Source organism: Microbacterium sp. (genome assembly GCF_047607225.1).
GTDB lineage: Bacteria > Actinomycetota > Actinomycetes > Actinomycetales > Microbacteriaceae > Microbacterium.
In genome coordinates this window covers 22,632-33,335 of the sequence record NZ_JASGDO010000040.1, presented here as the reverse complement: position 1 = coordinate 33,335, position 10,704 = coordinate 22,632, and the positions used below count along the sequence as shown (strand labels likewise).

10 protein-coding genes are annotated in these 10,704 nt (G+C 70.0%); 8 read left to right on the top strand and 2 right to left on the bottom strand.

The annotated features are described in order from the left end of the window. Positions 1-706, top strand: a 706-nt coding sequence (locus QM591_RS07280; RefSeq protein ID WP_415131076.1) for an SDR family NAD(P)-dependent oxidoreductase, incomplete at its 5' end; no start/stop codon positions are given. 27 nt (positions 707-733) lie between these two features. Here QM591_RS07280 and QM591_RS07275 read toward each other — a convergent pair. Next, a complete protein-coding gene (locus tag QM591_RS07275) occupies positions 734-1,621 on the bottom strand; it encodes an amidohydrolase family protein (protein WP_415131074.1) in 888 nt (295 codons plus the stop codon). Positions 1,622-1,693: 72 nt separating this feature from the next. Between QM591_RS07275 and QM591_RS07270 the strand changes: the two genes are divergently transcribed. Both QM591_RS07270 and serA read left to right on the top strand, forming a co-directional pair. Further along, complete coding sequence (locus QM591_RS07270) at positions 1,694-2,374, top strand: FadR/GntR family transcriptional regulator (protein WP_415131072.1); 681 nt, start codon at positions 1,694-1,696, stop codon at positions 2,372-2,374. 161 nt (positions 2,375-2,535) lie between these two features. After that, a complete protein-coding gene (gene serA, locus QM591_RS07265; protein WP_415131070.1) occupies positions 2,536-4,140 on the top strand; it encodes a phosphoglycerate dehydrogenase in 1,605 nt (534 codons plus the stop codon). Positions 4,141-4,188: 48 nt separating this feature from the next. Here the strand turns inward: serA and QM591_RS07260 are convergent, their stop codons facing one another. Next, entirely contained in the window at positions 4,189-4,734 is a 546-nt protein-coding gene (locus QM591_RS07260) for a TetR/AcrR family transcriptional regulator (protein WP_415131068.1), read from the bottom strand. 81 nt (positions 4,735-4,815) lie between these two features. On the opposite strand from QM591_RS07260, the gene QM591_RS07255 reads away from it, so the two are divergent. The 5 genes from QM591_RS07255 (at position 4,816) to QM591_RS07235 (ending at position 10,694) form a co-directional block, all read left to right on the top strand. After that, on the top strand, positions 4,816-6,363 hold the full coding sequence (locus QM591_RS07255; RefSeq protein WP_415131066.1) for an MFS transporter: 1,548 nt from the start codon (positions 4,816-4,818) through the stop codon (positions 6,361-6,363). A gap of 64 nt (positions 6,364-6,427) precedes the next feature. Beyond that, the gene (locus QM591_RS07250; protein WP_415131064.1) at positions 6,428-7,492 is read left to right on the top strand and encodes a 3-isopropylmalate dehydrogenase; all 1,065 of its coding nucleotides are present in this window, start codon (positions 6,428-6,430) and stop codon (positions 7,490-7,492) included. Positions 7,493-7,546: 54 nt separating this feature from the next. Continuing rightward, complete coding sequence (locus QM591_RS07245; protein WP_415131062.1) at positions 7,547-8,647, top strand: branched-chain amino acid aminotransferase; 1,101 nt, start codon at positions 7,547-7,549, stop codon at positions 8,645-8,647. Between the two features lie 3 nt (positions 8,648-8,650). Continuing rightward, on the top strand, positions 8,651-9,418 hold the full coding sequence (locus tag QM591_RS07240; protein WP_415131060.1) for a fumarylacetoacetate hydrolase family protein: 768 nt from the start codon (positions 8,651-8,653) through the stop codon (positions 9,416-9,418). After that, positions 9,411-10,694 carry an MFS transporter gene (locus tag QM591_RS07235; protein ID WP_415131058.1) on the top strand — a complete coding sequence of 428 codons (1,284 nt, stop codon included), beginning with the start codon at positions 9,411-9,413 and terminating at the stop codon, positions 10,692-10,694. Before QM591_RS07240 ends, QM591_RS07235 begins: the two co-directional genes overlap by 8 nt. Positions 10,695-10,704: the final 10 nt, after the last annotated feature.

Below are 10,704 nucleotides of genomic sequence, written 5' to 3'. Positions count from 1 at the left end.
CTCCGGCATCGTCGCCGCGATCGCCGCGGAGCTCGCGGCGTCCGGGGCGCGCGTCGCGGTGCTGGACCGCTCGATCGAGGGTGCCGCGCCGGGACTGGATGCGTACGCGGCGGATGTCACGGATCGCGCGAGCATCGATGCGGCGATCGCGGGTGTCGCCGAGGCCGCGGGAGGCATGGACATCCTCGTGAACAACGCCGGCGTGGGCGCTCAGGGGAGCGTCGAGACGGTGGACGATGCCGAATGGGCGCGCGTGCTGTCGGTCAATGTCACCGGCATGGCGCGGGTCACCTCCGCCGCGCTCCCGTGGCTCCGGCGGTCATCGCACGCGGCGGTGTGCAACATCGCCTCGATCGCGGCCACGGTGGGCCTTCCGGATCGAGCGCTCTACAGTGCGTCGAAGGGCGCGGTGCTCTCCCTCACCAGGGCGATGGCCGCCGACCACTTGCGCGAGGGCATTCGCGTCAACGCCGTCAATCCCGGCACCGCCGATACTCCGTGGGTCGGCAGGCTCCTCGCCTCGGCGCCGGACCCCGACGCCGAGCGCGCCGCGCTGGAACAGCGACAGCCGCACGGACGCCTCGTGACGGCGGACGAGGTGGCCGCCGCGGTGCGCTACCTCGTCGGTCCTCACGCGGGATCCACGACGGGCACCTTCATCGAGGTCGACGGTGGGATGGCGCGCCTGCGGTTGCGTCCGCAGTAGCTCGCTCGGCGTGCCCCGACCCCTCGGTCAGGGTGCGGCGGGGGAGTCGCCGATCGACACCCCGTAGAACCGCTCCGCGTTCTCCGCCAGGATTCCCGGCAGGGCGTCCGGAACCCGGCTTTCGGCCCAGGTCCGCACGGAGAGCTCCCACGGGTCGTAGGGCCACGAGACGGGCCAGTCGCCGCCGAAGAGGAGCCTTTCGGGGCCGAAGGCCTCCAGTGCCACATCGAAGACGTGCCACCACGCGTCCGTGGTGGTGTCGGCATCCGATTCCGCGGGAAGCCCCGAGAGCTTGCAGTGCACCTGCGGGTGGGTGGCGAGCCGCCGCAGCGACCGTTCCCACCGGGTCCGTCCTTCGACCTCCTGCGGACCGGCGCCGAGCGGGGGCTTGCCCAGGTGGTCGAGGACGATCGGCAGTTCCGGCACCCGCGCGGCGAGCTCGCTCACCTCGTCGAGCTGGTGCCACCGGACGCACGCGTCGAAGGTGAGACCGCGGCGGGCGACGTGACGAGCTCCCGCGACGAAGGCCTCGGAGCGTGCGAATCCCGGGGCCTCGTCCTGGATGAGCCGTCGCACCCCCACGATGAGAGGGCGGGTGGCGAGGGCGTCGAGCTCGTCTCCCACCGCGTCACCCCGCTCGACGGCGGCGCGCGCGACGATGCCCACGATGCCCGCCTCGAGAGCGACTGCCGAGGCGAAGTCGACCTCGTCGAGGCTGCGCTCCTCGGCGCTCTCGGCCTGCACGAACACGGCCCCGCGCGCGACGGGACCCTCGGAGGGGTCGGCCGCCGCCGTGTCCCCGACGGCGCGCCGGTAGTCTTCGGGTCCGAAACGTCGGAGGAGTCTTCCCTCCAGCCACGGGTAGGGGAGCAGTGCCGGATCCCAGAGGTGCAGGTGACTGTCGAGAATACGCACCCGTCCATTCTTCCCGACGGGCGTCGGCGAGCCGGGAGGTGGGATGTCTGGCCTGTCCCTACGATGAACGCCATGGCGGTGACCGATGAGGCGATCGAGAAGATCAAGGCGATGATCGTGTCGGGCGAGCTCGCTCCGGGAGACCGACTGCCCCCCGAGAAGGAGCTGTCCGAGCGGCTGGGGCTGTCGCGCAACTCCATGCGGGAGGCGGTGAAGGCGCTGGAGGTCATCCGCGTGCTCGACGTGCGACGTGGTGACGGCACTTACGTCACGAGTCTGGAGCCGCGACTGCTGCTGGAGGCGATCTCGTTCGTCGTCGACATGCACGACGATGCCTCGCTGCTGGAGATCTTCCAGGTGCGCCGCATCCTCGAGGCGCAAGCCACGGGTGCCGCCGCCCAGCGTGCACAGGCCGAGGACGTGGCCGCCCTCGAGGTGGAGCTGCAGTCGGTCGAGCGTGACACCGACATCGAGACCCTCGTGGAGCACGACGTGCGCTTCCACGGGGCGATCGTCGCGCTCGGCGGCAACCGTTACCTCGCGAGCCTCGTGGAGAGCCTCACGAGCCACACCGTGCGCGCGCGGGTGTGGCGAGGACTCACCCAGGACGGCGCAGTGGAGCGCACGCTCCACGAGCACCGGGCGATCGTGGACGCCATCGCGTCGGGCGACGTCGAGCTTGCGACCTCGCTCGCGACCGCGCACGTGGCCGGTGTCGAGCAGTGGCTGCGACGCGCCGCCGCCGAGACCTGAGCAGAACGGGCTGCCGACTGCCGGTGCCTTTGCTACGGCGTCACACGGTCATCGGCGCGTGCCACGGCCCGGTAGGCTGGCCCTGCCACGCCCCGACGGTGTGCGGCGCGGCATTCCATCACCGCTCCTCGCTCTCGCGACGCCCCTGAAGGTTGCCCAGCGTGTCCAAGCCCGTCGTGCTCATCGCCGAAGAACTCTCTCCCGCCACGATCGACGCCCTCGGGCCCGACTTCGAGATCCGCCACGTCGACGGTGCCGACCGCTCCGTGCTGCTCCCCGCGCTCGCGGACGCCGATGCCGTGCTGATTCGCTCGGCGACGAAGATGGACGCCGAGGCGATCGCGGCAGCCCCGCGGCTGAAGGTCATCGCCCGCGCAGGAGTCGGTCTCGACAACGTCGACATCAAGGCGGCCACCACGGCGGGTGTCATGGTCGTGAACGCACCGACGTCGAACATCGTGTCGGCCGCGGAGCTGACGGTCGCCCACATCCTGGGTCTCGCGCGTCGCATCCCCGCCGCTCACGCGTCGTTGTCGGCGGGACAGTGGAAGCGGAGCGCGTACACCGGCGTCGAGCTCTTCGAGAAGACGCTCGGGATCATCGGCCTCGGCCGCATCGGCGCGCTCATCGCCGCGCGGCTGCAGGCGTTCGGCATGAACGTCGTCGCGTACGACCCCTACGTCACGAGCGCCCGGGCGCAGCAGCTCGGCGTGCAGCTGGTGTCTCTCGACGAGCTGCTGCAGCAGAGCGACTTCGTCACGATCCACATGCCGAAGACGCCGGAGACCACGGGCATGATCTCCACTGCACAGTTCACGCTGATGAAGCCGACCGCCTACATCGTCAACGTTGCCCGCGGTGGGCTCATCGACGAGGAGGCTCTGCGCGTGGCCCTCGTCGAGGGAGAGATCGCCGGTGCGGGTCTCGACGTCTTCACGAGCGAGCCGCCCGCGGCGGGGGGGACCGCCCACGCGCTCCTCGACCTGCCGAACGTGCTCGTCACGCCCCACCTGGGGGCCTCGACCGACGAGGCGCAGGAGAAGGCCGGAGTCTCGGTCGCCAAGTCGGTGCGCCTCGCCCTCGGCGGCGAGCTCGTCCCCGACGCGGTGAACGTGGCGGGGGGCGTCATCGATCCGTACGTCCGGCCCGGGATCCCGCTCGTGGAGAAGCTCGGACAGATCTTCTCGGCACTCGCCCACTCGCCGTTGACGAGCCTCGACGTCGAGGTGCACGGCGACCTCAACCAGTACGACGTCAAGGTCCTCAAGCTGGCGGCGCTCAAGGGTGTGTTCACGAACATCGTGAGCGAGACGGTCTCGTACGTCAACGCGCCGCTTCTCGCCGAGCAGCGCGGGATCGAGTCGCGCCTTCTCGTCGACGACCAGTCCGAGGAGTACCGCAACGTCATCACCCTGCGGGGCGCGCTCTCCGACGGATCGCAGCTGTCGGTGTCGGGCACTCTCACCGGGACGAAGCAGACCGAGAAGCTCGTGGGCATCAACGACCACCCACTGGAGCTTCCCATCGAGAAGCACCACATCGTGATGCTCTACACGGATCGCCCGGGGATCGTGGCCGTCTACGGTCAGAAGTTCGGTGAGGCGGGCATCAACATCGCCGGCATGCAGATCGCCCGTCGCCAGGCCGGGGGACAGGCCCTGTCGGTGCTGACGGTCGACTCGCCCGTCGCAGACGAGCTGCTCGACGAGGTCCGCTCGGCGATCCAGGCCGACCTGTTCCGTCAGATCGAGATCACCGAGTCCTGAGCGTCGCTCACCGAGTCCTGAGCGTCGCACTGGGCCGTGCGGTCGGGGTCACTCCCGGGTCGCCGACTCGACGAGGGCGATCAAGGCGTCCATCTCCGCGCCCTGGGGGACCGGTCCCTGGACGACGGCGTCGTCGATCGCGTTGTTGAAGTAGAGGCCGTCGCTCACGAGCATCACGAGTTGCAAGGCGGTCTCGTCGCGCGTGTGCGGCCGCAGGACGTCTTCCCACTGCTGACGCACGCGGCGGAGGGCATGGGCGGCGTCGGCGTTCCCGCTCTGCGCGAGCTTGGTGGCGGCGATGAGCGCACGATCCACGGGCGAGTCGTTCAGCACGGAGGACCGCATGAACGCCGCGACGGGGCCCGCGGCATCCGAGCGGATCAACGCGACGTCTTCCTCGGCGAGTGCCTCGGTGCGGGCGAGGAGGGCTGCCTCCAGGGCTTCCTTGGACGCGAAGTGATACAGCAGCCCGCCTTTGGACACCCCGGCCTGGCGCGCGATCGCGTCCATCGTCGCGCCGCGTTCCCCCTCGGCGATGAGCAGGGCTTCATACGCGTCGAGGACGCGTTCGCGGGCGAGGGGAGGTCTGCTCATGTCTTCCGATCGTAGCCATCCCGGATGGAGCCGGCTGACGTTCTCTCTCTGATACTATACCGGCTGGACGGTATAGGAACTATGACTCTCACAGAAGAAATCGCCATCGCCGACGCGCAAGGAAAGCGGGTCGGCTGGCGCGGCTGGGCGGCCCTGGTGGTCCTCATGCTCCCGGTGCTGCTCGTCTCGGTCGACAACACGGTGCTGAGCTTCGCGCTGCCCGACATCGCTCTCCACCTGCAGCCCAGCAGCGCCGAGCAGCTCTGGATCATCGACGCGTATCCGCTCGTGCTCGCGGGGCTCCTGGTCACCATGGGAACGCTCGGCGACCGGTACGGCCGTCGGCGACTCCTCCTCATCGGCGGCGTGGGGTTCGCGGCGGTCTCGGTGCTCGCCGCGTTCGCACCGACGGCGGGCTGGCTGATCGTCGCGCGGGCGGGGCTGGGGGTCTTCGGGGCGATGCTCATGCCGTCGACGCTCTCGCTCCTTCGCAGCATCTTCACCGACCGCGACCAGCGGCGGCTCGCGATCGCCGTCTGGGCCTCGATGTTCTCGGCGGGCGCGGCCCTCGGCCCGATCGTGGGCGGTCTTCTGCTCGAGCACTTCGCGTGGGGCTCGGTGTTCCTCCTCTCGGTTCCCGTGCTCTTGCCGCTGCTCGTCTTCGCGCCGATCCTCGTGCCGGAGAGTCGCGACCCCCAGCCGGGCCGCATCGACCCGGTCAGCATCCTCCTGTCGATGCTGACGATGGTGCCGATCGTCTACGCCATCAAGGAGTTCGCCGTGCAGGGCCTCGGGGTGCTCCCTGTCGTACTGGTCGTCGCGGGGATCGGCTTCGGCGTCGTCTTCGTCCGGCGCCAGCTGACCTCGGCGGCGCCCATGCTCGACATGCGCCTCTTCCGCCAGGGCACCTTCAGCGGCGCTCTCCTGGTGAACCTTCTGAGTGTCATCGCCCTCGTCGGGTTCCTCTACTTCGTCGCGCAGCACCTGCAGCTGATCGTCGGCCTCCCGCCCATGCAGGCGGGCCTCGCCCTCGTCCCCGGCATGGTGGCGATGATCGTGGCGGGTCTGCTCGTCGTGCCGATCTCGCGGCGGTTCGCTCCGCGCATCGTCGTGCCCGTCGCGCTGCTCCTCTCGGTGACGGCGTACCTGCTGGTGCCCGCAGCAGTGGGCGGGGGAGCCCTCGCGATGCTCGTGGGCGCCTTCATCCTGCTGGGCGTCGGGATCGGCGCGGCGGAGACCGTGTCGAACGATCTCGTGCTCGCGAGCGCACCCCCGGCCAAGGCGGGAGCCGCCAGCGCCGTCTCCGAGACCGCGTACGAGGTCGGCGCGGTGCTCGGCACCGCCGTTCTCGGAGGGATCCTCGCCGCCGCATACCGGAGCGGCCTCGTGCTCCCCGAGGGGCTCCCGGCGCACGCGGCCGACGCGGCGCGGGAGACCCTCGCCGGCGCTGTCGCGGTGTCGAGCCAACTGCCGGCAGAGGTCGCCGCCGAACTGCGCACCGCGGCGGCTCACGCCTTCGACGCGGGGGTCGGGATCACGGCGGTCATCGGTGCCGTGCTCGTCGCGATCGCCGCCGTCATCGCGGCCACTACGCTGGGAGGCACCCGCGGCACGCGCGTGGAGCACTGACGCCTCCGGAGGTGTCCCTCCCGACATGTCCGAGGGTGCACCTTCACCCCTCACGAGGAGAGCAATGTCGAGCGCTGCCGCACGCACCATCCGACTGGCCGTCATTCCCGGCGACGGGATCGGCCCCGAGGTCGTCACCGAGGCGGAGAAGGTGCTGGCGGCCGTCACCGCCGGCACCGGCGTCGACGTGGCGAGCACGCGGTTCTCGCTCGGCGCGGGGCGCTATCTGGAGACCGGTGACACCCTCACCGACGATGACCTGCAGGCGATCAAGGAGCACGACGCGATCCTCCTCGGAGCCGTCGGCGGTGTTCCCGGCGATCCCCGCCTCGCTCACGCCAACATCGAACGCGGACTGCTGCTGAAACTGCGGTTCGAGCTCGACCACTACGTCAACCTCCGACCGTCGAAGCTCTACCCCGGAGTTCCGGGGCCACTGCGCGAGCCGGGCGACGTGGACTTCGTCGTGGTGCGCGAAGGTACGGAGGGGCCCTACGTCGGCAACGGCGGTGCGATCCGGGTCGGCACCCCGCACGAGGTGGCGAACGAGACGAGTGTCAACACCGCGTTCGGGATCGAGCGCGTCGTCCGGTTCGCGTTCGCCCAGGCGCAGCGCCGAAGGGGCCTGCTGACGCTCGTCCACAAGACCAATGTGCTCGTCCACGCCGGGGGGATGTGGAAGCGGATCGTCGACGCCGTGGCGACGGAGTACCCCGACGTGGCCGTAGACTATCTGCACGTCGACGCGGCAACCATCTTCCTGGTCACGAACCCGAGCCGTTTCGATGTGATCGTCACCGACAACCTCTTCGGCGACATCCTCACGGACTTGGCCGGTGCCGTCACCGGAGGCATCGGTCTCGCCGCTTCGGGGAACATCAACCCCGACGGCGCCTTCCCCTCGATGTTCGAACCCGTGCACGGCTCGGCGCCCGACATCGCAGGACAGCAGAAGGCCGACCCCACGGCTGCGATCCTCTCCGTCTCGCTCCTGCTCGATCACCTCGGGCTGGCAGACCTGGCCCACCGCGTCACGCGCGCGGTGGAGGACGACATCGCGGCACGGGGCTCGGACGCACGAACGACCGCCGAGATCGGCGACGCGATCGTCGCGCGGCTCCAGGCGTAACCTGGACTCACCTGCCGACGCCCGTCGACCTCGCGCATGGAACAGGACACCCACATGACCCTCATCGACTCCGAGAACGCGCTCGCCCCGCTCGAGTTCGCCGTCACCAAGAACCTCGCGGCGGTGTCGCCCGCGGCCCGCGAAGAGCTGCTGCGCGATCCGGTCTTCGGTACGACGTTCACCGATCACATGGTCGACATCTGCTGGTCGGCGCGCGGCGGCTGGCACCGCCCCCGCGTGCAGCCGTACGGTCCGATCTCTCTCGATCCCGCGGCCGCCGTGCTCCACTACGGTCAGGAGATCTTCGAGGGCATCAAGGCGTACCGTCACGCCGACGGTTCGATCCACACGTTCCGCCCCGATCAGAACGGGCGTCGCCTGCAGCGCAGCGCCCGCCGGTTGGCCCTCCCGGAACTGCCCGTGGAGTACTTCATCCAGTCCCTGCGTGAGCTGATCGCCGTCGACGGTGACTGGGTGCCCTCGGGGGCCGATCAGAGCCTGTACCTGCGGCCCTTCATGTTCGCCAAGGAGGCGTTCCTCGGCGTCCGTCCGGCGAACAAGGTGGCGTACTACCTCATCGCGAGTCCCGTCGCCGCGTACTTCAAGGGCGGCGCGAAGCCGGTCTCGATCTGGCTCAGCGAGGACTACGCGCGGGCCGGCAAGGGCGGCACCGGGGCAGCCAAGACCGGTGGCAACTACGCCGCGAGCCTCCTTCCGCAGGCCGAGGCCTACGAACAGGGCTGCGATCAGGTGGTTTTCCTGGATCAGGACGGTGACGTCGAGGAGCTCGGCGGCATGAACATCGTCTTCGTCTACAAGGACGGCACGCTCGTCACTCCGCAGTCCGATTCGATCCTCGAGGGAATCACGCGCGACTCCCTCCTGCAGCTGGCGCGCGACCGCGGCCACGCGGTGGAGGAGCGTCGAGTTCCGCTGTCGGAGTGGCGCGAGGGAGTGGCCTCCGGAGACATCGTCGAGGTGTTCGCATGCGGGACCGCGGCTGTCGTCGCTCCGATCGGCACGCTCAAGGGCAAGGGCTTCGAAGACGCCCAGCCCACCGGCACGCTCGCGCTGGAACTGCGCCAGCAGCTCACCGACATCCAGTACGGTCGCGCCGAGGACACGCACGGCTGGCTGCTGCGGCTGGACGCCTGAACCATGCGGATCGCGCGTTTCAGTCATGACGAGAAGATCCGATTCGGGATCATCGACGAGGGCGACGTGGTCGTGCTCGCCGGAGACCCGCTGTTCAGCGGATTCGACACGACGGGGGAGCGGATCCCCGTCTCCGACGTCACGCTGCTCGCCCCCGTGATCCCGCGCTCGAAGGTGGTGTGCGTCGGCAAGAACTATCGCGATCATGCGGCCGAGATGGGCGGCGAGGCGCCCGCCGAACCGCTCCTCTTCCTCAAACCGAACACGTCGGTGATCGGCCCCGGCGACGTGATCGTCCGGCCCCGCCAGTCGGAGCGGACCGACTTCGAGGGCGAGCTCGCCGTCGTGATGGGGCGCGTGACGAAGGATGTCTCGGTCGACGACGCCCTCGGGCGTGTGTTCGGCTACACCGTCGCCAACGACGTGACCGCCCGCGACTTGCAGCGCTCCGACGGGCAGTGGGCGCGCGCGAAGGGATTCGACACGTTCTGCCCGCTCGGTCCGGTCATCGAGACGGAGTTCGACCTCACCGGTGGGGCCCGCATCGTGTCCCGCGTCAACGGCGAGGTGCGGCAGGACGGTCCGCTCTCCGACATGGTCCATTCGGTGGCGGAGATCATCGCGTACGCATCGGCCGCGTTCACTCTGCTTCCCGGCGACGTGATCCTCACCGGGACCCCCGCCGGCGTCGGACCGTTCGAGGCGGGAGACACCGTCGAGGTGGAGATCGACGGGATCGGCGTGCTGCGCAACACCGTACGCAATGCTTGAGGCCGCCGCGGCCAATCGCGACGACGCGCCGGGCGGGCCTCGGACCACTCCCGTGGCGGCCGAGCAGACCCCCGCAGCGATCGCTCGTATCCAGCGGCGCGTCGTCGGGGTGCTCGCCGCCGGACAGGTGCTGGGCGGCATTGCTTTCGGAGCCACGATCTCGCTCGGCGCGCTCCTGGCCTCGGACATCTCCGGCAACGAAGCGCTCTCGGGATGGGCGACGGCGTCGGTCACGCTGGGGGCCGCCCTGTGTGCGATTCCGCTGTCTCGCCTGGCCGCCCGCTACGGCAGGAGGCGCGCGCTCACGCTCGGCAACCTGTTTGCTCTGGTCGGCATCGCGGTCGTGATCAGTGCGGCGGCGGCGCGCGTGTTCCCGCTGCTGCTCATCGGCGTGATCCTCATCGGGGCGGGAAACGCCGGCAACCTCCAGTCACGATTCGCCGCGACCGACCTGGCCACGACCTCTCGCCGGGGGCGCGATCTCGGCACCGTGGTGTGGGCGACGACGGTCGGGGGTGTCGCCGGACCTCTCATGCTCACCCCGGGCGAAGCGCTCGGCGCCGCGATCGGCATGCCGCCGTTGACGGGCGCCTACGCCTTCTCGATCGTCGCCCAGATCTTGGCGCTCGTGCTCTACCTCGTCGCGCTCCGGCCCGATCCGCTGCTGACGGCGCAGCAGCTGGCACGCACGGGCGAAGCGCGTCGCGAGCATGTCGTGGAGGTCGATCGACCCGTCGCCGCGCGCTACGCGATCTTCGCGGTGTCCGCCTCGCACGTCGTCATGGCCTCCGTCATGGCGATGACGCCGGTGCATCTGTCGCATCTGGCGCCGGAGCATGTGACCCTCATCGTCGGCGTGACGATCGCGCTGCACGTCTTCGGGATGTACGGACTCTCGCCCGTCTTCGGCATGCTGGCCGACCGGTGGGGGCGGATTACGACGGTGCTCCTCGGTCAGGCGATCCTCGCGGCATCCCTCGTGACGGCGGCCGTCGCTCCCGATGAGCCGATGGCCGTGCTCGTGGCGCTCTTCCTTCTCGGGCTCGGCTGGAGCGCGGCGACTGTGGCCGGGGCTGCGCTCCTGACCGAGAGCACGGAGACGCTACGTCGCCCCCGCAGGCAGGGGCTCAGCGACACGCTCATGACTTCGAGCGCCGCCGTGGGCGCGGTGATCGCCGGTGTGCTGCTGAGCGCGATCGACTACGGCGGGCTCGCGATGGTCGCGCTCGTTCTCGTCGCTGCGACCGTGGTGCTCGCGCCCTACGCCCGCCGCTGAGTCCGATTCG

What these genes read in the sequence shown, in the direction of transcription:
- QM591_RS07270 (WP_415131072.1), top strand. Translation starts at nt 1,694, where the DNA reads ATGGCGGTGACCGATGAGGCGATCGAGAAGATCAAGGCGATGATCGTG.
- QM591_RS07260 (WP_415131068.1), bottom strand. Translation starts at nt 4,734, where the DNA reads ATGAGCAGACCTCCCCTCGCCCGCGAACGCGTCCTCGACGCGTATGAA.
- QM591_RS07255 (WP_415131066.1), top strand. Translation starts at nt 4,816, where the DNA reads ATGACTCTCACAGAAGAAATCGCCATCGCCGACGCGCAAGGAAAGCGG.
- QM591_RS07250 (WP_415131064.1), top strand. Translation starts at nt 6,428, where the DNA reads ATGTCGAGCGCTGCCGCACGCACCATCCGACTGGCCGTCATTCCCGGC.
- QM591_RS07245 (WP_415131062.1), top strand. Translation starts at nt 7,547, where the DNA reads ATGACCCTCATCGACTCCGAGAACGCGCTCGCCCCGCTCGAGTTCGCC.
- QM591_RS07240 (WP_415131060.1), top strand. Translation starts at nt 8,651, where the DNA reads ATGCGGATCGCGCGTTTCAGTCATGACGAGAAGATCCGATTCGGGATC.
- QM591_RS07235 (WP_415131058.1), top strand. Translation starts at nt 9,411, where the DNA reads ATGCTTGAGGCCGCCGCGGCCAATCGCGACGACGCGCCGGGCGGGCCT.